The following is a 21,174-nucleotide window of genomic DNA, read 5'->3' on the forward strand; positions in this document are numbered from 1 at the left end:
GATCGCAACCGTTAGTTTTGCTGTGTAAATAGGGGCTCCTTGAATCGGACTTAGCATCACATGTCATTTTTACCACATTGTCCAGTGGATAGGCCTGCTCTGAGACTGAGCATACATGATTCGATCCACTTGATCCATCGAGAGGATTGGGAGAAAGTGGCCAACGATGCAAGGCCGTATCTGTGTTATGATCACCTAATGGCATTGGAAGATGTGATGGTCGGATCGATGGGTTTCCGATACGCTTTGTTCTATTGCGAGCAATATCAGCCGATCGGGATAGCCTATTTTCAATTGGCTGAGCTTGTGGATAACGGAAGCGATCATCGCGATGCCGTGCGCAGGTTGGGCGCTGGATTAGGTGCAAGGATCGTTAAGGATCTGAAGGTGCGGAGTCTTGTCTGCGGGAATATCTTTCATTGCGGGGAACACGGCGCTCACTTCATCAACGGGATCCCGCATGATGAGCAATTGAAAGCACTGGAAACAGCAATGCGCCAGTTGCGATCCGACGAGCGATCAGGGCCGAAACCTTCCGTCATGATCTTCAAGGAAGTCGGAGCCGGACAGATCAATAATGCGGAGGTCCTTGAAAATAAAGGGTATCACCCCTTGGCCATGGACGTGAACATGGTAATGAACGTGGATCCAGGTTGGAAGGATCTCAACGGATACACAAATGCTCTTAATTCAAAGGCGCGAACGCGCATTAATTCGATCATGGGCCGGTCATCTGCATTGGAGATCAAAGACCTCACAAGTGAAGCGATCCAGCAGGCGATACCTGATCTTCAAAAGTTGTTCAACGAAGTGCTTGACCGGGCACCATTCATTTTCGGAAGGCTGAACGTTGCGGTATATGCGCCATGGAAAACGCTGTTAGGGGATAAGTTGATGTTCCATGGTTTCTATTTGAATGATGAGCTGGTCGGATTCAGTGCAGCGTTCATTCATCACGATACGCTTGATGCACAGTTCGTAGGCATCAATTATGATCTGGATCAAGAACATTTCATCTATCAGCGCATGTTGATCGATCTGCTGGAATACGCGCTGGAGAACGATCTTCGAACCATCAAATTCGGGCGGACCGCGGAACAAGCAAAAAGCAACATCGGCGCCTTACCACAGCCGTTGGTGTGGTACGTAAAACACCGTAACCGGTTAGCGAACAAGGTCATTGGGCCATTCATCCGTGGAGTGGTCCCGAACAAATTCGAACTACGTGAACCCTTCAAGAAGGTGACGGCGTAAAATGGATTCACTAACGCAGATCGTGTTGGGAGCCGCGGTAGGGGAACTTGTGCTCGGAAAAAAACTTGGGAACAAAGCCATATTGTGGGGTGCCATCGCTGGTACAATACCGGATCTTGATGTTCTGAACCGCTCGCTGTTCGATGACCTTAGAGCCAATGAATTGCATCGCGGTATAACGCATTCCATCCTCTTCTCTGCGGTGATGGCACCAGTGCTTGGTTGGTGGGTGAAGAATAACAGACGATCACTTCTGGCGGTTTTTATTCTGCTCATCGCATGGGTCTTCCTCCAAGGGTTGGCGACGACCAGTGCCTACGTCATGCTCATGGCCGGTACGTCATTGATCGTCGCACTGATCGTGTGGAAAGGCAATAGGACTGACGAGGCATCAATAGTGGATTGGACGAAATTGTTCTGGTGGAGCCTCATAACACACCCATTACTTGACTGCCATACTACGTGGGGCACGCAATTGTTCTGGCCGCTTCCGGTTAAGGTCGCATACAATAACATCTTTGTTGTGGATCCGCTCTACACGGTGCCGTTCTTGATCTGTGTTGCGCTAGCCATGTTCTTCAAGCGCACGGATCCACGACGGCGGCTGATCAACAACTTCGGGCTGATCTTGAGCTCGGTCTACATGGTCCTGACGATCGCATTCAAATTCATTGGCTATAGGAACATTCGCGATTCCATTGAACGTCAAGGCCTGTCGTATTCGGGCATATCCACAAGACCCACGCCATTCAATTCGATCCTTTGGACAACCAATATCAACAGTGGCGATAATTACTTTCTTGGATACCATTCCTTGCTCGATACGAAACCTGAGGTTGATCTAGTTACGATCCCAAAGAACCATGGCCTACTTTGCAAGTGGTCCGGTCATGATAAAATTGAACGACTGATCCGACTATCCGATGATAACTACGTCATCAAACTTGAGAATGACACGCTGGTATTCTGTGATCTACGGTTCGGTCAAATGGGAGCACCTTCCGTCGATAAACCTTTTGTATACTCTTATAAGCTGATACCCGATGGCAATGACCTACGCGTTGAATTGAAGCCACCACCTGCGGTTGATGGTCAACTATTCAAGGCAGTGATGGGTGAGCTTTGGCAAAGGATAAAGGGGGAATGAATTGTTCCGGGCCAATGGGTCAGAGCGTGCAGTGCAGCTGGGATATTGAACAACCTGTGCAGTTCTGTATTCAAGAATTCAAATGCTTCGATCACGTGTATCTGAAGGGCCGTACATCATGACCAATGGGTGTATGCATGAATGAACACCCGAATACTGAAAAGCAAAAGCACGATGCCGATGCCGCGATACACCTTCTTCAATAGGTGAGGAGCAAGTATTTTTCTAAGCTTCGGCGCTAGTGCGGATTTCACGATGTCGGTCAAGAAGATCCCTACAAGAATGGAGATGATGAACAACCATTCATTGTGATCCGCAGCATACCCAGCACTTGCGCGTAATGAATATCCGGTCCATACCACGAACACGAAAGGATTGATGAAGTTCACGAGGAAACCAGCAGTGTAGAGGCCAAGTGCATTCTTACTCCCCAGCCGTACTTCCTGATCCTTATTCGCGTTGGAATTGAAGGTGTACCACGCCCCTAGGACTGCGAGAATAATTCCTGCCGCCAATGCAAGCCATCCTTCGTTCACGTTGCCCTCGAACAATGCAATGGCACCTGTCATACAAATGAGCGCAACGAGAACATCCGAAGTAATGATACCGAGCGCCACGGATGCACCGCCCCAGAATCCATAGTCCATCGCTGCGCGTAGCAACGTAAAGAACACAGGGCCGATCAAGAATGCGGTGATCACACCATAACCAAGTCCTTCCAAAATTGGCATGGCCGAAAGGTAGGGTGGGCGAACTTATACGAGCAACTAGGAGCTTCGCTGTTCAGGTTTTGATCCTTTTGATAAAATTGCGTTTCACGAAGATCCGGATACCACCTTCCCCGGTTGGCAAATGATCATCCCATTGCGCTGTGAGACCATATTGGAAGTAACAGCCAATACCCCAACTATACCTTGCATTGATAGGCCGTTGATAATCGAACCCAATGGTCGGTATGACGTTGAAATTTCCGTAGTTGCTCAATTTTCCATTGATAACGGTGTTGCTGTCAACAACTCATGGGATATAGGCGAGCCGTCGACCAGTTGCCTTATTCGTGATCGGAAGATCTCCTTGAACGTCAAGGCAGAATGAGAAATGCTTGGTATTGTCCACATACCACTTAGCACCAAGGATCATTGAAAAGTAGCTTGCCCGTACGGTCATACTATTCGTGGGCGAACCAATTTGCCCCCCACTGATTATGTTCCATTCTACATTTTGTACATGGTAGCCGAACCCAACAAAGTTCTCCGCTTTTTCCGTCATAGGCTCTGCATAAAGCAACTGTGCCCCGTAACCCGAACGACCATCCGTCGATGCACTAGTGCGAACTACATTGCCGTAGGTTGTTACGACCTTCCTAAGAATGGACCAACACTAATATTCCGTTGTGCTGAACAGTGGTCGATCAAGGCTAAGTTTCCTGAAACACAGAGCAACTGACCTAAAGCATACTTCCACAATGTTCCAGTTTTGATCATTCCTGGCGTTTAGCGATCTTCCGTTCGAGCGTCAAAGTGAGATACACCTGCGAAATTTGCCCTATGAACTTAGACGGTTGCGTAAACCAAACCGCTGCTCCGGGGCCAAAAAATACGGTGTAGTTCGAGTTGCCCTTGATGTTCTGATGAATATCGAAAATAAATTGCCCGTAGGTGTTGCCATACTTTACCCGTTCCCTGGTGAAGGTTAGATCTTCAGCACCATTACTGTACGTTATTGAACCTGTACTAATAGCCCATAACGGTATCACAAGTTCAAGCCCGAATTTCAAGCGGGTGCCGTCATCTGTACTTAGCGGTATGATCGGTGCAGCACCTAGCGTTAACCAACCAGCACTGACTTTCCAGCTTTCATTGGTCGAGCCACCACGACCAGAACTTTTATTTTTTATCCCTAACCACTGCTGTTGGTATCCAAAAGCGTACTGCACCTTGGATCGTATACCGAGCTGCTTGGTAAATGTGCCACGCATTTCCGTAGATAACCCAAGGCTCCTAGAATTGAATTGTGTATAGGTATCGTTACTGATTCCAATTGGCATGATCGCTCCGATCCGGAGATCAAAACCATATGTCATTTGTCCATGAAGATCGCAAACGGATCCCAAAACAAATAGGATCATTACAAAACAAAGCGTGCGGCGCATAACGTAAATCTACGTTACCGCCGCACGCGGTGATCGTCAACCGATCCATGTAATTAGGACACCCGTGATCTTATCCGTGACACTGCTTGTATTTCTTGCCGCTTCCGCAAGGACATGGATCATTACGTCCTATTTTCTTTTCTACGCGCACGGGCTCAATGGGCTGGCGCTTTTGTGGAGGTGGCATCGCGCCAGAACCAGGTGCTGCGGATCGTGATGTACCAGCTGGGCGGGATGCCGTTGCCGTACTTGAAGATGCACCTTGGACGGGAACATCCGTGCGGCTGGTCTGCAAACGCTGCTGTGGTGCGCGTGGTTCGGGTGCTTGCTGAACTTTCGGCTGTGCTGCGGGAAGTCCGGCTTTAGCCAAGAACCCGATCACATCGCCGTTCATGCGCTCCATCATTGATTTGAACAATTCAAAACTTTCCAACTTATAGATCAGCAACGGATCTTTTTGCTCAATACTCGCGTTCTGTACGCTACGGCGCAGTTCATCCATTTCGCGCAAGTGTTCTTTCCACTCGTTGTCGATGGTCGCCAAGGTGATGTACTTCTCGATGCTTGCGATCAACTCTCGTCCTTCGCTCTTGTAGCTCTTCTGCAGATTGCTTACGACTTGCATGGTCTTCACACCATCGGTGATCGGCACCACGATATTCTCATACTGTTGGCCTTGGTTCAAGAACACATCGGTCAATACCGGCATGGCCTGTTTCGCGATCTGGTGCGTATGACGTTCGTAGCTTTTTAATGCAGCAGCGTATACACGCTCGGTAACCTCATCGATCTTCATGCGCTTGAATTCCTCTGCGCTGACGGGGCTTTCCGTGAAAAGTCTGCGGAAAAGATCCAATTCGAATCCTTCGAAATCACCTTCCTGATGAAACTCATTCACTAAGTTGGCGCTTACATCGTAGAACATGTTCAGGATGTCCAACTTCAATCGTTCACCGAATAAGGCGTGATGCCTGCGTTTGTAGATAACGGTACGCTGACTGTTCATTACGTCATCGTATTCCAGCAAACGCTTTCGTATTCCGAAGTTGTTCTCCTCTACTTTTTTCTGTGCACGTTCAATGCTCGCAGTGACCATGCTGTGTTGGATCACTTCGCCTTCTTTCAGGCCCAAACGGTCCATCAGTTTGCTGATCCGCTCACTATTGAACAAACGCATCAATTCATCTTCCAACGACACATAGAATTGTGACGATCCCGGGTCTCCCTGCCGTCCAGCACGACCGCGCAACTGGCGATCCACGCGACGACTGTCATGCTTCTCCGTGCCGATGATGGCAAGTCCACCGGCATCAACTACGCCAGGCCCTAATTTGATGTCCGTACCACGACCAGCCATGTTGGTAGCGATCGTTACCGTGCCGGATAGTCCAGCTTGCTGTATGATCTCCGCCTCACGTTGGTGTTGTTTAGCGTTCAACACGTTATGCGGGATGTTGCGCATTTTGAGCATCTTGCTCATCAGTTCGCTTACTTCAACACTGGTCGTTCCTACCAGAACTGGGCGGCCTTTTTCACGCAACGCGCTGATCTCGTCGATCACGGCATTGTATTTCTCACGCTTGGTCTTGAAGACCATGTCCTCCGAATCCTTACGCACGATGGGTCGGTTGGTCGGGATCACCATCACATCCAATTTGTAGATGTCCCATAATTCCTGTGCTTCGGTTTCCGCAGTTCCGGTCATACCGGCCAACTTGTGGTACATGCGGAAATAATTCTGCAATGTCACCGTAGCGTAGGTCTGAGTGGCTGCTTCAACTTTTACTTTTTCCTTGCTCTCGATTGCTTGGTGCAAGCCATCGCTATAGCGGCGACCATCCAGAATACGTCCGGTCTGTTCGTCAACTATCTTGACCTTGCCGTCCATGACCACGTACTCCACATCCATCTCGTAGAGTGCGTATGCACGGATCAATTGGTTCACGGTATGGATCCGTTCGCTCTTGATGCCGAAATCGCGCAATAATGCATCCTTCCGCCTCGCCTTTTCCTCCGTGTCCACGCCGCTCTTTTCGATCTCCGCAATGCCGGCTCCTACATCGGTCATGATGAAGAAATTGGTGTCGTTCGAATCGTGGCTGATCAGATCAACACCTTTCTCCGTGAGCTCGATGCCGTGCTGTTTTTCATCGATGGTAAAATACAGTTCGGCATCCACCTTCGGCATTTCCTTGCCTTGGTCCTGGAGGTAGTAGTTCTCCGTTTTTTGCAAATGCGCACGAACGCCTCCTTCGCTTAGGAATTTGATCAACGCACTATTCTTCGGCAAACCTCGGTGCGCACGTAACAATGCCATCCCCCCAACTTCCAACTGCTGCTTTGTTGCCGTGCCGTCGTTGATGCCTTTGAGATTCTCTTTTGCTTCCGTAAGCAATTTGGTCACGAGTTTTTTCTGCACATTGTACAAGTTCTCAATGCGTGGCTTGTACTCATCGAATTGATGGATCTCGCCTTTCGGAGTAGGTCCGCTAATGATCAACGGTGTACGCGCATCATCCACAAGTACGCTGTCCACTTCATCCACGATCGCAAAATGGTGCTTGCGTTGTACGAGCGCGCTTGGCGCGTGTGCCATGTTATCACGCAGATAGTCGAAGCCGAATTCATTGTTCGTTCCGTACGTGATATCGGCTAAATAGGCCTTACGGCGTTCAGCGCTGTTCGGTTCATGCTTATCGATGCAATCAACGCTAAGCCCATGGAACTCGTGCAATGGCCCCATCCACTCCGCATCACGTTTCGCTAAGTAGTCATTCACGGTAACCAAATGCACTCCGCGACCTGGTAAGGCATTCAGGTAAACCGGTAGTGTGCTCACCAGTGTTTTTCCTTCACCGGTGCTCATCTCCGCGATCTTGCCTTTATGCATGGCCCAACCACCGATCAACTGCACATCATAATGCAACATATCCCAGGTAACAGGTACGCCGGCGGCCATCCATGAATTCTTCCAAATGGCCTGATCACCCTCAATGCGGATCTCATTCTGTCGTTTGGTCGCCAACTCGCGGTCCATGTCAGTAGCCCGCACGCGGATCTCCTTGTTCTCCTTGAAACGACGCGCGGTTTCCTTTACTACAGCGAATGCTTCTGGTAGGATCTCCAACAATACTCCTTCAATATCCTTTACACTTTGCTCCAGGATCTTGTCGATCTCTTCGTACCGCTGTTCGCGATCCTGGATATCCATATGCGGATCCGCCTCTATCTCATTTCGAAGTGCAACCACCTTATCATCACTCTCCTTGGTGCGTTCAGCAATACGTGCTTTCAGCGTGGCGGTCCGTCCACGCAATTCATCATTGCTTAAACCAGCCAACTTCACGAATTCCGTATTGGTGAGTTCCACGATCGGAGTGGCTTCCTTTAGGTCGCGAGTGGCTTTATCGCCGAATACTTTTTTTATCAATGTACCGAACATGGATCGATGGTGTATTGGTGTTGGTGGGCGTATCGCAATATGATAGGCTCCTTTTTAAGGATGGCAAAGGTAACGGGATCAGGGTGTGCATAGACCTTGCCGGAACAATGAGTCTGCCAAGGCGTCAGCATCTAAATGCAAAAGCCCCCTCGCCAATGGCGAGAGGGCTTTTGTGGATCATGTATGTTCAGTATTCGTCCTCATTGAAGAAGAAGTCCTCCTTCGATGGGTAATCCGGCCATATGTCCTCAATGGTCTCGAATACTTCTTCATCGTCCTCAATTGCTTGAAGGTTCTCCACTACTTCCAATGGAGCGCCTGTACGCATTGCAAAATCAATAAGTTCATCCTTGGTGGCAGGCCAAGGGGCGTCCTCCAGATATGAAGCAAGTTCTAAGGTCCAGTACATGTATTCGCCTTCTTAGCGTCTGTGAAATCGGCCGCAAATATAGGTTCTATGTTATTTCGCCCGACGAGGCGTTGATAACCGACCTGAGATCCGCTACTGGCGCGGGGTCCATGGCGTATCTGCCACTCCATTGTGGTGAGCAATGCTGCGGGCAAGTACGAAAAAGAGGTCGCTGAGACGGTTCAGATACCGTACCAGGATCTCGGGAACAGGTTCTTCCGAAGCTAGTCTTACGATCAACCGCTCCGCTCTTCGACACACGGTGCGGCAAACATGTGCCTGTGACGATGTCATGTCGCCTCCCGGAAGAATAAAATTCCGCATTGGTGGAAGTTCGGCATCCATCCGATCCATTTCGGATTCCAACTGCGTGATGTGCGCTTCGGTGATCGCAGGTACTTTGAATTTCTCGGCTTGCTCTTCGGTTCCACTTGCTAACCGCGATCCTAGACTGAACAACGTTGCTTGGATCGGCATCAGTTCCGCATCCAGTTCGCCTTTCGCAAAGTCGCGTAACAATCCGATGTGGCTGTTCAGCTCATCGACCGTACCATATGACTCTATGCGCAAACTGTCCTTAGGTACACGGTCGCCACCCAATAAGCTGGTCTGGCCTTTATCACCTGTACGGGTATAGATCTTCATGGGGTGCAAAGGTTGGGAAGAACGATCGGTCCAATTGTCAGTAGTGCAGTTTGAAATGCTCTCGAGCTTGCCCAGAGCGCAAGAATACTAATCCAAGATCAAAAAGGTCGATGCTCACGGTTACTTGTTCATGTGCTTTGATATGTTCCCATGCCGCTTCCATCCCGCTGCTCCAGTGGATATCGTCAAATACAAATAGGGTGTCGTTATGGGCTTTCGCGAGGCATTGTTCAAAATAGGTTAGTGTAGGTTCTTGCGCGTGGTGACCATCAATGAAAACAAGATCCAATTGATCGATCTGGTCAAGGACCTTAGGTAGTTCAGTTCTGAAATCACCGACCACGGAAGTGATATTCGATGCAGTCGATTGCTGGAAATTCGATCGTGCAATGCATGCGGTCTTGGGGCAACCTTCAATGGTGAACACCTTGGCATCAGGCAATGCGCGTGACATGTATAACGTGGAGATCCCGAAAGATGTGCCTAGTTCAAGCACCGTTGATCCGGAGCTGAATTGTGCCAACCGGTTAAGGAGCCTTGCTTCCTTGGGTGATTTTAGTGCTGTTCTGGCGATCGATGAGATCCGACGATCCGGTTTCTTCAGCTTGGTCGATCCGGCTCCGAGATCGTGTACACGAATTTTTTCGTCGTTCTGCAACAGCTCTTCTCGGAGTGCTTCGATGGCTACAAATTCGGGACGTAACTCATCTTTGCGGAGAACCTCAGCGATCAACCTGTACACGAATGGACTGTGCACTCCGTGGCGATCGGTGGCTGTGCCCCAATGCCCGATGTAGCTCGTGATCCGTTGCAGCATGGAACCCACAATATGCTCAAAAGTAAGAAACGCCACACCGCTGAGGAAATTCATGACCATCCAAAAAAGTACGCGGGCCACAATTCCTGAAACAGGGCTTGGTCCGCGTTACTGATTCTGTAAACGTCAATAAATTGTGTGATCTCGGCAGCATTAAAGCCGCAGGTCGTAGGAGGCTGATCAACCGATCACCTCTAACTTCGGATAGCGTTCCTTCCAAGAAGCGAGCGCTTTTTTGCTTGATACGGTTATTATCGTGCGCGAATCCAATCGCACTTTGATCTCTTTCACGCCTGGTTTTATCGGACGTTCCAAAATGATCGGTGGTTTCTTACGTGGCATTCTTCTTTTCCCTCTAGGAGATTCACCCAATGATCTCCAGCTTCGGGTAGCGTTGTTTCCAAAATTCGAGCGCCTTTTTACTCGCTAAAGTGATAACGGTTCTAGCATCTAAACGGACCTTTATGGCTTTGAGTCCTTCCTTCACCGGCTGGGTAAGGATAAGCTGTTTTTTCTTACGTGGCATTTTATTTTTTGTTTTTGTTCGTTTTCCTAACTAACAAACGCAACCAGGATCATTCAGTTTTTCCATGAATCCGTCGCATCCAGACTGGTTTTGCGCTTGTGATTAGGACTACGCATATAGCTTGCCGAATCGTATCCTGTTACCTGAACCTTCACATTATTTAACCCCGTACTGAACTGCAAAAGCGTCGAATTTGGGTTGAATGCCCGGAAACAGTGGAGTTGAGCGCAATACGTCAACTTCTATTTTCCATTGCAGATCGCGTAAGATCACTAGCGGTCTGGCAGTGATGGAACTTCTGGAAGGCGCATATAGTGTGGAGCAAATTGCCCAATGGAATCTGGTAAATTGTAAATATCTGTTTATCAATCATTTATAAATGGGTAATATCCTGTACACCCAAAAATGGATAACCTGACATTTCGGCACTATCGGTTCGTAGCGACCAGATCTGCCTTCAATGTTGTAAAGTCTGCACTGAGGCAGCCGGTCCCGCATATTCTTGCGGGACGAACCAGCGACCCTCCCGCAGGTATGCGGGATGCTCTAATACCTTGTGAGATGAGCTATGCCTTTTCTGAGTAGCAAAGAAAAAGCCACCACGGTTTCACGTGATGGCTTTGAGGGTGGAGGCAGCCGGATTCGAACCAGCGACCCTCTGCTTGTAAGGCAGATGCTCTAAACCAGCTGAGCTATGCCTCCATTCTTAACTAACGGGCGGCAAATATAGATGTTCCTTTCATATTACCTCAGCAACAATAAAAACACTTCCCGTAACTACGATCATATCTTGATCCGTTGCGATCGTCCGGGCAGCGCTGAAGGCCTCACTAACAGATGAATATACCCTGCCAAAGAGCCCATGTACCAAGGCCATTTCCTGCAAGGCTCTTCCGTCCAAGCCTCGGGGAATGTCAGCTTTGCAGTAGTAGTAAGTGGCATTTTTCGGTAGTATAGCCAGTGCTTTGGCGATGTCCTTGTCATTTACCATGCCTAGGACGATGTGCAAATGATCATAGGTGTATTCCTTCAGCAATTGCAGGAGAACTTGGAAGCCATCCGCATTGTGCGCGACGTCTATGTAAGTGTTAGGTGTGATCTGCTGCCATCGGCCTTGTAGGCCAGTGTTCTCGACCACTTTTTGTAGACCAGCGGATATTGCTGCTTCGTTGATCTGCCAGTGGCTTTCTTGCAATTTCGCAATTGCGGCCTTTGCCGTTCGGGCATTGCGTTGCTGATGATCTCCGTGTAACCCGATCTTTTCCGTTAATGGTATCGACTGATCCACGAACAGGATGGGGGCATTCACCGACAGCGCTTTAGTACGAAACACATCTGCAACAGGACCATCTGCTTCGCCAATGATCACGGCTATGCCTGGTTTGATGATCCCTGCCTTTTCACCTGCAATGGCTTCCAGTGTATTACCCAGGAATTCCATATGGTCCAAACCGATCGTGGTGATCACGCTGACTTCCGGTGTTATCACGTTGGTACTATCCAACCGACCTCCCATGCCTGTTTCGATCACCGCAATGTCGACCTTTTCTTGCTTGAACCACCAGAAAGCCAATGCTACGCCCCATTCGAAGAACGATGCATCGATCGGCTCTAAGGCCGTCCTGTATTCTTCGACAAAACGCGTTACAATGTGTTCCGGGATCATTACACCATTGATCCGGAATCGTTCCCGAAAGTCTTTTAAATGCGGGCTTGTATGCAGTCCCACTTTGTACCCAGCTTCTTGCAGTACGCTTGCGATGAAATGGGTGGTGCTGCCTTTTCCGTTGGTGCCTGCGACATGCACGCATTTCAGGCCTCGTTCCGGATGACCGGTGAACTCCATCAGGGCATGTGTATTGCTCAGGTCTGCTTTGTAAGCTGCCTTACCCACCCGTTGGTACATTGGCAGGCGTGCAAAGAGGTAGTCGAGCGTTTCAGCGTAGGTCATTTTCGAGATACCTGACCGCTTCTCACTAGCATGTTGGATCAGGAAAACGGATGAGAGCGTTGCAAGAGGATCTTAACTGACCTTGAACTTAAAGGTGATGGTTCCCTTTTGTTCGTCAGGGCCGCTTGTTCGTTTTTCGAATTTGCACTGCAACGCAGTTGTTTTCGCGATCTGTACCAAGTTGTGCGCCATGGTAGTGCTTTGGCTCAGGTTCTGTTCAGCGCTCATTACGTTGCCATCCTTATCAACGTAAATGTCCAGAACCACGGTTCCAGCAACTCCAGGCTTGTCGTTGATGGGCGGTTTGAAACGCATGGAACGACCACCTAAGCTGTAACCAATGCCATCCGAGCCTGGGCCGGCGCCCGTTCCTGTTCCGGTACCTGAACCGGTTCCTGTTCCGCCACCAGTACCCGTACCACCACCATTCGCGGAACCGTTCTGGCTACCTTGGTTGCCCGGTTTGTTCCCATTGCCTTGACCACTGCCCGGGTTATTGTACAAGGCGTTCATACGGTCGATCGCGGCCTGTTGCAATTCCGCTTCCGTAGGCTTTGGCTTCTCGGGTTTCGGTTTATCGGGCTTGGGCTTGTCCGGCTTGGGTTTGTCGGGTTTACTTGGTACGTTTATCTCGGGTGCTTCCGGGTCCTCATCGGTCAACAACTCTTCGGTGCCTACTACAGGTGGGGCAGTGTTGTTCTGCGGTGTGGGCATGCTCGTGTTATCCACGCCCATCCCTTCTGAACTAAAGCCAAGGTCGATCTCCAGACCACCTCCACCTCCTCCTAATTCAGGGAATGGTGGTATAGGTGTAATGATCTTCCACCACAGAAAGAACAACACCAACAAGGCATGGAACACGACCGAGATCGTGAGCGCAACGCTCTTGCGTTTACCTGATTCGTCCTGTGGTATTGCGTAAGCCATTAGCTCGGTGTCTGCGTAGCCAACACCATTTTAAGTTTCAGGCGGTTGCCGATCGTAAGCACATCGACAAGATCCTGTACGCTCAATTCCTGATCGAACCGCAACACCACCGTGGCTTGGTCCAATCCGACCAAACGGGTCTTCAATTCGTTCTCAAGATCAGCAAAGGCAATAGGTACTTTATCAATGGCATATTGCTTGTCTTTTGTTACCGAGACCGTGAGCGGCTGCTTGTTCATTTGCATGCTCTGCTTGCTGCTCGGAAGGGTAAGCTTTACCACGTTAGGATTGGCAAGCGTGCTCACGATCAAGAAGAACAGGAGCAAAAAGAACATGATGTCGTTGAGCGATTCTGTGCTCACTTCGGCATGTTCCCGTGGTTTTCTGCGGAACTTCATGCGGTTACTTTTTCAAGGGTTCCTGTAAAATATCCATGAACGACAATGCCGCTGTGCCCATTTTGGTCTCAACGCGGTTCAACATACTGCTTACGATGAAATAGCATGCAAAACCAATGATACCAACTATCAGACCGCTTGCAGAGGTGATCATTTTCTGGTAAAGACCACTGGAGATAACGCCAATGCTGATGTTGTCCGTAAGTGATATGTCGTAGAAGATCTTGATCACACCGATAATGGTTCCGATGAACCCGAACATGGGTGCAAGTTTGGCGACCAAGCTTAGTACACCGATCCCTTTTTCCAATCGAGCCAGTTCCAACTGTCCTACGGATTCCATTGCACTTTCGATCTCTTTGCTCGGTTTGCCAACGCGTTGCAGACCTTTCTCGATCATGCGCGCACTTGGGGTGGGATTGGATGCACAGGCGTTCAATGCCGAATCGATCTTGCCCTCGTGAACATAGTCCCGAACACGAGCCATCATGTCCTTGTCACTTTTCAGTGCTTTGCCCAGCGCGAGAATGCGTTCAATGGTGATGTACACCACCGCAAGCGACATCAATGCCAACGGTACCATAATGGGCCAACCGCCGTAGGAAAGCAGATCCCAGAGGGTGATGGTGTCCGGAAGTGGTTGTGTTGGTGGAACTATCGTTTGCGCTGCTAAAGCGGCTTGTGCAGCTTGTGCGGCAGCATCGGTGCCTTCTTGGATCTGGGCGAAAAGGGTTGGTAGCATCGGCATGTTCGGTATAACGGAGAAAGGCTCCGAAAAATTTTCTACAATAGTTTTTGAAGGGTGATCTCGAAGGCTGTACGGGTCAAAAAAGTGCGTTCCGGATGCTTGGCATGTGTTTCTTCCAAAGCCGTACCAATTACTTTGCTTACGTCCTGGAAAATTCCATAGTCACTCAGGTCTGCGCCGAGTTGCATGCAATGAGCGAATACTCTGGCCATGCCGCAATTGGCAATGAAATCAGGGATCACGCTCACTTTGGAGTCGGCGTGTTCGGCGATCGGGCCGTAAAAGATCTCGCTGTCCGCAAAGGGTACGTTCGCTCCACTGCTGATCACATCCAAACCTTTGGCGGTCATACGATCCACTTGTTCCTGGGTCACGAGCCGACTGGCCGCACAGGGTAGGAATACATCGGCACCTATATCCCAGATCTTAGCGTTAATTTCCTCAAAAGGCATGGCTTCATGGGCTTTTAGTCTGTTGCCATCCTTTTCTTCGAAGAGGACTTTTGCTCGCTCTGCAGTAAGACCGTTCGGCTCCAATATACCACCGTGACGATCAATGATGCCCACGATCGCTGCGCCTTCACGTGCCAAATAATATCCTGCCGCAGCAGCCACATTGCCCCAGCCTTGCACGATGATCCGTTTGCCCTTCAGATCACCGCCATAGACGCGGTAATAGTGCCGCACGCTTTCAGCAACTCCCCAGCCCGTGATCATGTCGGCCACGGCGTATTTATGTGCTACGGGAACGTATGTGGTGTCGTCAACCAATTTGCTTACGCCTATGCGTAACTGATCGATCACTTGTTGTTTGCTCTTCTCCGTGCCGCCAATGTGGCCGTTCACCACGCCTTCTTGGGGGTGTCTCAATCCATAGCGTTCCGTGATCGGGATCACATCGTGCAGTTCATCCACGTTAAGATCTCCACCGGTACCGTAGTAATTCTTCAGTAAAGGCATTACCGCCTTGTACCAGCGATCCAATACTTCGTTCTTGCGCGGGTCTCCTGGGTCGAAGTCGATACCGCTTTTGGCACCACCGATCGCTGGGCCACAAACACTGAACTTCACTTCCATTGTCTTGGCCAGACTTTCCACTTCACGCTTATCCAACCCTTTGCGCATGCGGGTTCCACCACCGGCAGCACCACCGCGCAGGCTGTTTATCACAACCCAGCCGCGAGCACCCGTGGGGGTATCGGTCCATTCAAAAACAATTTCAGGGGCGCGCTCTTCGAAGCGGCGCAGGGCATCGCGCATCTACAGTTCCTTGGCTAGTAACGGCCAAATGTAGCGAAGTGGGGTCGGGGCCTACTTGCCAACTGGGCAAGGTTATCCAATAGGGGTGTTAATAGCGTCGGCGTTTATTCTTTAACGAATCGGCCGATCTGCGTGTTGCCCTCGGTTGTGTGAATACGCAATACGTACATGCCTGGGTCAAGATCGTTCACTATGTATGTGTTCAGCCTGGTGGTTATCGATAGTGTGGAAACCAATGCGCCGGTTGTATTGAATAGTTGTGCTGTACAATTTCCAGCGGAACCGCTGTCGAATTGGATCACTGAAGAAGCTTGCGATGGTTGAATGGTCAATGGCTCAGAGGGTTCGAGTTCTGTAACGCCGACGATCAACATGTCGAATATTACCTGTATCTCCACATCCCGTGTAACCTGCCCGATCAATTGTCCATTGCGGTATTCGCTGCCACGGATGGCGACCACGTATTCCCCAGACAAGGTAGGTTGGTCCCAGAGTAATCTCCCGGTCAAGGGGTTCACCCAAACGTAGTTACTGGCAAAAACCGATGGATATGCATAGCCGGGGATAGGTGAGTTGCCCGTGCCAAGGGGTGTTACTAGCTCATAGGCCACGGAGTCACCATCTACTTCGTACGCGCCGGGTTCGTGTACGAGCGTGTTCCATGTCATGTACCAATTGGTCTGGAGCGAATCGAAACGAATGGAGTTGTTCATGCCGAGAACTGGGTCGATCACGATCAATGCATCTACCGACAAAGGCTCGGTCACCGAATTCGGGATATTTATGATTCCGACATTTCGATTCGGAATACGGCATGATATAGTGAATGCGCCGTTACCAGAGTACATGTGTTGGGAAGCATAATATGATACCCTCAGGTCGTACTCCGGATAATCAATAAGACCGGTTCGAAAAATAGAGTCTACGGATCCATCACCGTATTCTACTAACAACCATTCATTGTCGGCGGAAACAGCGGCTAACCGACTATAATGGACCACCTCTATTTGGTATGTATATGCGCTAAGTGCGATGAATCGGATCTCAGCACCGATATTATGTGATGCTTTTCCTACCGTTGGTAGAATTAGAAATGCCGCACACGCGATAATAGCAGAGCATTGTTGTTTTACAACGTCCCAATTATTCAGATGACTGATCATTCTTTCGGATCTTGGTTACCCAAATATACCGCCCCACCTACGCTGTCCCGCTTTGCTCCCGTAACACTTGCCAACGCGGTGCTCTCTTCGCGCAATCGCAAGACACCCAAGAGCGCAAAGATCAAGGCCTCTTTGAATTCAACCACCGAAGGCCCGGGGATATCCAGGTAAACACCGGAATGTGCGCGGATGCGATCCATCAAGAAAGTGTTGTACGCACCTCCACCGGTTACCAAACAGTTGGAGTTCGAGTCCTTCAGGGCAGTGGCCAGTTGCATGGCAATATGTTCCACGACCGTTCGCATGCGGTCCGGGAGTGGGGTCGATGGGTCTTTGATCAATGGAAGTACGTTTTCGTTGAACCAATCACGACCCAACGAACGCGGTGCTGCACGCTCATGGAAGGGTAGGGCGTTCAAACTTTGCAACAGCGCACCATTCAACACTCCTGAACGTGCGATCGTTCCTTCGGCGTCGTAGCGCTCTCCAGCTTCTTCTGCCAAGTAATTCAAAGCTTGGTTGCCAATGCAAACGTCGTAACCCATGATCCGATCAGTGTGGTGCAGCGCAATATTGCAGATCCCTCCAATGTTCAAGAACACCATGTGTTGCGGAAAGAGCAACTCTTCACCCAACGGTACCAATGGCGCGCCTTGGCCACCTAGAGCTACATCCATCGTACGAAAGTCCGTAACCGTGTTGGTGCCACTTAAAGCCGCGATCTGTGCTCCACAGCCGACCTGAGCGGTCAGCCCCTCATCCGGGTTATGGAAAATAGTATGTCCATGTGACGCGATCACATCGACTTTCTCCCCCTGTAATAGCTCTCCACATTCCTCACCTATTACTATACCAAGATCACGGTGTAACCGGGCCAGATCCAATGCGGAGCCATGCATGACCCCCGTTAAGCGCTGTCGCATTTGCGCGGTATGCTGGATCGTCCGTGCCTCGCGGATACTATACTCCCAACGCCCATTTTCCTCAACGAATTCGCACCAAGCAAGGTCGATCCCATCCAGTGAACTTCCGGACATTACACCGATGGCTTGGTAGTGCTTTTTCATAGGGCTTTCTTTGGGCGAAGGTATCGGCTACTTTTGCATCCCTCGATCAAAAAGAATACCATGTCAGAGACCCTCACTCAAGCCGGAATGAATTTCGAACTTTCAGAAGAACAGATCGCAGTACGCGATGCTGCGCGCGATTTTGCACAGAACGTGCTGAAGCCCGGTGTCATTGACCGTGATCGCGAGCAACGCTTTCCGAAGGATGAGATCAAGCAATTGGGTGAGTTGGGTTTTCTGGGTATGATGGTGAACCCTAAATACGGTGGTGGCGGCATGGATGCCATGAGCTACGTGCTGGCCATGGAAGAGATCAGTAAGGTGGATGCGAGTTGTTCAGTCGTGATGTCCGTGAATAATAGTCTCGTTTGTTGGGGCCTGGAGGAGTTCGCGAACGAAGAACAAAAAATGAAGTACTTGGTGCCGTTGGCCAAGGGTGAGATGATCGGCGCATTTTGCCTGAGCGAGCCTGAAGCGGGAAGTGATGCAACCAGTCAGCGCACTACAGCCATCGACATGGGCGACCATTATCTGTTGAACGGTACGAAGAACTGGATCACGAACGGCAACAGTGCAAGCACGTATCTGGTGATGGCCCAAACGGATGCCAGCAAAAAGCACAAAGGCATTAATTGTTTGATCGTTGAAAAAGGGATGCCCGGTTTCGTTGTTGGGGCTAAGGAAGACAAGCTCGGCATTCGCGGTAGCGATACGCATACGTTGATGTTCACCGATGTGAAAGTTCCCAAGGAAAATCGTATTGGTGAGGATGGTTTCGGTTTCACCTTCGCAATGAGAACATTGAGTGGTGGAAGGATCGGCATTGCAGCCCAAGCCCTTGGAATTGCGAGCGGTGCATATGAATTGGCTTTGGCCTATAGCAAGGAGCGCAAAGCATTCGGTAAAGCGATCAGCGAGCACCAAGCGATCGCATTCAAACTGGCGGATATGGCTACTGAGATCGAGGCAGCTCGCTTGTTATGCCTGAAAGCAGCTTGGTTGAAGGACCAACATTTGAATTACGACCAAGCCAGCGCAATGGCAAAGGTGTTCTCCAGTGAAGTAGCGATGAGAACCACGGTTGAAGCAGTTCAAGTGCATGGTGGCTACGGATACGTTAAAGAGTACCACGTGGAGCGCTTAATGCGCGATGCCAAGATCACACAGATCTATGAGGGTACCAGCGAGGTTCAGCGGATCGTGATCTCACGCGGTGTGCTGAAGGACTAGTTGGTTGTTGTTGGTGGATGGCTCGGTTTGTGACCCCGCCTTCGTAGTATGAATCTTATTTGGTTTTTCTCAGACCGCTTCGGAGGCTTCATTGCAGTGTTTCGCCTGTGGCTGCGGAACAGCGCGTTGCGTTCGGTTACGGTACATCGCGTTGCCTTTGGCTACGCGAAATACGATCAGAATAAGGTAGCCTGTGGCTACCCCGCCAGATCCTCCTATAGTGCCGGTACGATCGTTTCCAACTTGATCCCGCGCGAGCCTTTGATCAAGATCAATTCCCCCGAGACAGGCTTTTCTTCAAGGTTGGAGAGCAATTCCGACGAAGTAGCGTAATGCGCGTGGTCACTTTGCTGCACTGCTTCTCCAAATTCAGTCCCGACGAAGATCGCTTTCAAATTCAGCCGATCGACCAATGCCACAATGGCTTTGTGCTCCGCGCTACTCACCGCGCCGAGCTCTCGCATATCTCCGAGGATCACTGTTCTTGGTCGCTCACTGTGCATCACAGCGAAATTCTCCAACGCAGCCACCATGCTTGTTGGGTTAGCATTGTACGCATCCAGGATCAATTGGTTCTTGCCTGTATCCGTGAACTGAGAGCGGTTGTTACTAGGCGAATAAGTGGACAACGCTTCAGCGATCTTTGCGTCTGGTACTTCGAAGTACTGGCCGATCGCAACGGCCAACATCGTATTACTGAAGTTATAGGCACCGATCAGTTTTGTCTGAACCGCATACTCTTTTGCATCTTTTCCCATGAACGAGATACCCAAGAACGGACCGTTGCTGGTGATCTTTCCTGAGAAGTCGGAATTGGTACCGTTTCCATAGGTGGTTCGTTTCAAACCTTCGCTCTTCGCCATTAGCACTAGATCATCGGCATTCACGAACAGGGTGCCTTTGTGGTGGTCAATAAAAGCATACATCTCTGTTTTGGCTTTGATAACGCCTTCGTATGACCCGAACCCTTCCAGGTGTGCCTTTCCGATGTTGGTGATGCAACCATGCGTAGGCTCTGCCAGTGAGGTAAGTTCTGCGATATCCCCGATCTTGTTCGCACCCATTTCAATGATGGAAATGGAATGCTCTTTATTAAGCCGCAGCAGGGTCAACGGTACACCGATGTGGTTGTTCAAGTTCCCGGATGTAGCGAGTGTACGTCGGTCACAACTTAACACCGCATGAACCAATTCCTTTGTTGTGGTCTTTCCATTGGTGCCTGTTATGCCAATGACCGGTATGTCGAAGGTTCGACGGTGGTAAAGTCCTAATTGCTGCAATGCTTCCAATCCGTCATTTACTAGGAGGTAGCGTTCGTCCTTCACAACGCTCGGATCATCCACAACCGCATAAAGAGCGCCCTTCTGTAGCGCTTCCGATGCATAGGCATTGGCATTGAAGTTAGGACCCTTGAGTGCGATGAACAGACTCTTGGGTGCAATGGAACGAGTATCGGTACTTATTCCTGAGCACTCATGAAATTTGGAATGGAGCTGTTCGATCGAAAGCATGCCTTTTTTATAAACTTAAAGACCCCATCTGCTTTTCAGCGGATGGGGTCCAAGATAATTAGGGGTTCCTGCAGAAACTTATTTCTTCAATTTTTCACGGCGTTTATCATCACCCATTCCAACAGGGCTTCCTACACGGGTCATCGCGCAACGGAAACCAATGGTTGCAGTGCTTTGACGTTCATCCAAGTGGCGACGTGTTCCCGGGTTCGCCCAGTAGATACGATCTGCCCATGATGCGCCTTTGTATACCCGGCTGCGGTCGTTCACCAAGGAGGTCTTTCCCCAGTCATACATCGCATTACCCTCGAAATCACCTGGATCGAAATAAATGCTGCTTTCCACATCCCCATCGAGGAAATCGATATTGTCAGCAGCACGGTAATTACGACGGTCGATATTCTCTTCTTGCGTTACGTTCCTCCAGCGGATATCACCGGGCTGGTCAGCTTGGTAATCGCTAATGCCACTGAGCAACTTTGGTTGAATGTCACTCGGGATCTCCGATGATTTTACCATTTCCACCAT

General features: G+C 49.9%; 21 protein-coding genes and 1 tRNA gene. 3 read left to right on the forward strand and 19 right to left on the reverse strand.

What is annotated here, in order from left to right; translation table 11 throughout:
* Positions 1 to 60 precede the first annotated feature (60 nt).
* Together IPF95_08040 and IPF95_08045 are read left to right on the forward strand one after the other, a co-directional pair.
* Positions 61 to 1,254, forward strand: a complete 1,194-nt coding sequence (locus IPF95_08040; protein ID MBK6474649.1) for a GNAT family N-acetyltransferase — start codon at positions 61 to 63, stop codon at positions 1,252 to 1,254.
* A 1-nt stretch (position 1,255) separates the two neighbouring features.
* Entirely contained in the window at positions 1,256 to 2,401 is a 1,146-nt protein-coding gene (locus IPF95_08045) for a metal-dependent hydrolase (GenBank protein ID MBK6474650.1), read from the forward strand.
* Between the two features lie 116 nt (positions 2,402 to 2,517).
* Here IPF95_08045 and IPF95_08050 read toward each other — a convergent pair whose 3' ends face one another.
* The 18 genes from IPF95_08050 to IPF95_08135 form a co-directional block, all read right to left on the reverse strand.
* Complete coding sequence (locus tag IPF95_08050) at positions 2,518 to 3,132, reverse strand: LysE family transporter (protein ID MBK6474651.1); 615 nt, start codon at positions 3,130 to 3,132, stop codon at positions 2,518 to 2,520.
* Positions 3,133 to 3,184: 52 nt separating this feature from the next.
* On the reverse strand, positions 3,185 to 3,385 hold the full coding sequence (locus IPF95_08055; GenBank protein MBK6474652.1) for a hypothetical protein: 201 nt from the start codon (positions 3,383 to 3,385) through the stop codon (positions 3,185 to 3,187).
* A gap of 33 nt (positions 3,386 to 3,418) precedes the next feature.
* Entirely contained in the window at positions 3,419 to 3,670 is a 252-nt protein-coding gene (locus IPF95_08060; GenBank protein MBK6474653.1) for a hypothetical protein, read from the reverse strand.
* Between the two features lie 211 nt (positions 3,671 to 3,881).
* Positions 3,882 to 4,553 carry a hypothetical protein gene (locus IPF95_08065; protein MBK6474654.1) on the reverse strand — a complete coding sequence of 224 codons (672 nt, stop codon included), beginning with the start codon at positions 4,551 to 4,553 and terminating at the stop codon, positions 3,882 to 3,884.
* A gap of 70 nt (positions 4,554 to 4,623) precedes the next feature.
* A complete protein-coding gene (secA, locus tag IPF95_08070) occupies positions 4,624 to 7,995 on the reverse strand; it encodes a preprotein translocase subunit SecA (GenBank protein MBK6474655.1) in 3,372 nt (1,123 codons plus the stop codon).
* Positions 7,996 to 8,182: 187 nt separating this feature from the next.
* The gene (locus IPF95_08075) at positions 8,183 to 8,404 is read right to left on the reverse strand and encodes a DUF2795 domain-containing protein (GenBank protein MBK6474656.1); all 222 of its coding nucleotides are present in this window, start codon (positions 8,402 to 8,404) and stop codon (positions 8,183 to 8,185) included.
* Positions 8,405 to 8,497: 93 nt separating this feature from the next.
* The gene (locus IPF95_08080) at positions 8,498 to 9,049 is read right to left on the reverse strand and encodes a cob(I)yrinic acid a,c-diamide adenosyltransferase (protein MBK6474657.1); all 552 of its coding nucleotides are present in this window, start codon (positions 9,047 to 9,049) and stop codon (positions 8,498 to 8,500) included.
* Between the two features lie 37 nt (positions 9,050 to 9,086).
* On the reverse strand, positions 9,087 to 9,920 hold the full coding sequence (locus IPF95_08085) for a class I SAM-dependent methyltransferase (protein MBK6474658.1): 834 nt from the start codon (positions 9,918 to 9,920) through the stop codon (positions 9,087 to 9,089).
* A 126-nt stretch (positions 9,921 to 10,046) separates the two neighbouring features.
* On the reverse strand, positions 10,047 to 10,208 hold the full coding sequence (locus IPF95_08090; GenBank protein ID MBK6474659.1) for a hypothetical protein: 162 nt from the start codon (positions 10,206 to 10,208) through the stop codon (positions 10,047 to 10,049).
* 22 nt (positions 10,209 to 10,230) lie between these two features.
* Positions 10,231 to 10,392, reverse strand: coding sequence for a hypothetical protein (locus IPF95_08095; GenBank protein MBK6474660.1), 162 nt, complete (start codon positions 10,390 to 10,392; stop codon positions 10,231 to 10,233).
* Positions 10,393 to 11,019: 627 nt separating this feature from the next.
* Positions 11,020 to 11,094 (reverse strand) — tRNA-Val (locus IPF95_08100).
* 37 nt (positions 11,095 to 11,131) lie between these two features.
* The gene (locus IPF95_08105) at positions 11,132 to 12,343 is read right to left on the reverse strand and encodes a bifunctional folylpolyglutamate synthase/dihydrofolate synthase (GenBank protein MBK6474661.1); all 1,212 of its coding nucleotides are present in this window, start codon (positions 12,341 to 12,343) and stop codon (positions 11,132 to 11,134) included.
* Positions 12,344 to 12,415: 72 nt separating this feature from the next.
* Positions 12,416 to 13,270, reverse strand: coding sequence for an energy transducer TonB (locus IPF95_08110; protein MBK6474662.1), 855 nt, complete (start codon positions 13,268 to 13,270; stop codon positions 12,416 to 12,418).
* Positions 13,270 to 13,668, reverse strand: coding sequence for a biopolymer transporter ExbD (locus IPF95_08115; protein ID MBK6474663.1), 399 nt, complete (start codon positions 13,666 to 13,668; stop codon positions 13,270 to 13,272). Before IPF95_08115 ends, IPF95_08110 begins: the two co-directional genes overlap by 1 nt.
* A gap of 4 nt (positions 13,669 to 13,672) precedes the next feature.
* Complete coding sequence (locus IPF95_08120; protein MBK6474664.1) at positions 13,673 to 14,416, reverse strand: MotA/TolQ/ExbB proton channel family protein; 744 nt, start codon at positions 14,414 to 14,416, stop codon at positions 13,673 to 13,675.
* 35 nt (positions 14,417 to 14,451) lie between these two features.
* Entirely contained in the window at positions 14,452 to 15,675 is a 1,224-nt protein-coding gene (locus tag IPF95_08125; protein ID MBK6474665.1) for an amino acid dehydrogenase, read from the reverse strand.
* Between the two features lie 104 nt (positions 15,676 to 15,779).
* Positions 15,780 to 16,838, reverse strand: coding sequence for a T9SS type A sorting domain-containing protein (locus IPF95_08130; GenBank protein ID MBK6474666.1), 1,059 nt, complete (start codon positions 16,836 to 16,838; stop codon positions 15,780 to 15,782).
* A complete protein-coding gene (locus IPF95_08135; GenBank protein ID MBK6474667.1) occupies positions 16,835 to 17,905 on the reverse strand; it encodes an anhydro-N-acetylmuramic acid kinase in 1,071 nt (356 codons plus the stop codon). Before IPF95_08135 ends, IPF95_08130 begins: the two co-directional genes overlap by 4 nt.
* 87 nt (positions 17,906 to 17,992) lie before the next feature.
* Between IPF95_08135 and IPF95_08140 the strand changes: the two genes are divergently transcribed.
* Positions 17,993 to 19,135: an acyl-CoA dehydrogenase gene (locus IPF95_08140; GenBank protein MBK6474668.1), complete on the forward strand. Its 1,143-nt coding sequence runs from the start codon at positions 17,993 to 17,995 to the stop codon at positions 19,133 to 19,135.
* A 215-nt stretch (positions 19,136 to 19,350) separates the two neighbouring features.
* On the opposite strand, the gene IPF95_08145 is transcribed toward IPF95_08140, so the two are convergent.
* On the reverse strand, positions 19,351 to 20,646 hold the full coding sequence (locus IPF95_08145; GenBank protein MBK6474669.1) for a UDP-N-acetylmuramoyl-tripeptide--D-alanyl-D-alanine ligase: 1,296 nt from the start codon (positions 20,644 to 20,646) through the stop codon (positions 19,351 to 19,353).
* Positions 20,647 to 21,174 lie beyond the last annotated feature (528 nt).

Source organism: Flavobacteriales bacterium, assembly GCA_016704485.1.
Classification (GTDB): domain Bacteria; phylum Bacteroidota; class Bacteroidia; order Flavobacteriales_F; family PHOS-HE28; genus PHOS-HE28.

Bases quoted from the DNA above. Each gene is read 5' to 3' on its own strand.
- IPF95_08105 (MBK6474661.1), bottom strand. From the start codon at position 12,343: ATGACCTACGCTGAAACGCTCGACTACCTCTTTGCACGCCTGCCAATG.
- IPF95_08075 (MBK6474656.1), bottom strand. From the start codon at position 8,404: ATGTACTGGACCTTAGAACTTGCTTCATATCTGGAGGACGCCCCTTGG.
- IPF95_08050 (MBK6474651.1), bottom strand. From the start codon at position 3,132: ATGCCAATTTTGGAAGGACTTGGTTATGGTGTGATCACCGCATTCTTG.
- IPF95_08140 (MBK6474668.1), top strand. From the start codon at position 17,993: ATGAATTTCGAACTTTCAGAAGAACAGATCGCAGTACGCGATGCTGCG.
- IPF95_08145 (MBK6474669.1), bottom strand. From the start codon at position 20,646: ATGCTTTCGATCGAACAGCTCCATTCCAAATTTCATGAGTGCTCAGGA.
- IPF95_08110 (MBK6474662.1), bottom strand. From the start codon at position 13,270: ATGGCTTACGCAATACCACAGGACGAATCAGGTAAACGCAAGAGCGTT.
- IPF95_08045 (MBK6474650.1), top strand. From the start codon at position 1,256: ATGGATTCACTAACGCAGATCGTGTTGGGAGCCGCGGTAGGGGAACTT.
- IPF95_08080 (MBK6474657.1), bottom strand. From the start codon at position 9,049: ATGAAGATCTATACCCGTACAGGTGATAAAGGCCAGACCAGCTTATTG.
- IPF95_08065 (MBK6474654.1), bottom strand. From the start codon at position 4,553: ATGCGCCGCACGCTTTGTTTTGTAATGATCCTATTTGTTTTGGGATCC.
- IPF95_08135 (MBK6474667.1), bottom strand. From the start codon at position 17,905: ATGAAAAAGCACTACCAAGCCATCGGTGTAATGTCCGGAAGTTCACTG.
- IPF95_08040 (MBK6474649.1), top strand. From the start codon at position 61: ATGTCATTTTTACCACATTGTCCAGTGGATAGGCCTGCTCTGAGACTG.
- IPF95_08060 (MBK6474653.1), bottom strand. From the start codon at position 3,670: ATGACGGAAAAAGCGGAGAACTTTGTTGGGTTCGGCTACCATGTACAA.
- IPF95_08090 (MBK6474659.1), bottom strand. From the start codon at position 10,208: ATGCCACGTAAGAAACCACCGATCATTTTGGAACGTCCGATAAAACCA.
- IPF95_08115 (MBK6474663.1), bottom strand. From the start codon at position 13,668: ATGAAGTTCCGCAGAAAACCACGGGAACATGCCGAAGTGAGCACAGAA.
- IPF95_08130 (MBK6474666.1), bottom strand. From the start codon at position 16,838: ATGATCAGTCATCTGAATAATTGGGACGTTGTAAAACAACAATGCTCT.
- secA (MBK6474655.1), bottom strand. From the start codon at position 7,995: ATGTTCGGTACATTGATAAAAAAAGTATTCGGCGATAAAGCCACTCGC.
- IPF95_08125 (MBK6474665.1), bottom strand. From the start codon at position 15,675: ATGCGCGATGCCCTGCGCCGCTTCGAAGAGCGCGCCCCTGAAATTGTT.
- IPF95_08120 (MBK6474664.1), bottom strand. From the start codon at position 14,416: ATGCCGATGCTACCAACCCTTTTCGCCCAGATCCAAGAAGGCACCGAT.
- IPF95_08085 (MBK6474658.1), bottom strand. From the start codon at position 9,920: ATGAATTTCCTCAGCGGTGTGGCGTTTCTTACTTTTGAGCATATTGTG.
- IPF95_08095 (MBK6474660.1), bottom strand. From the start codon at position 10,392: ATGCCACGTAAGAAAAAACAGCTTATCCTTACCCAGCCGGTGAAGGAA.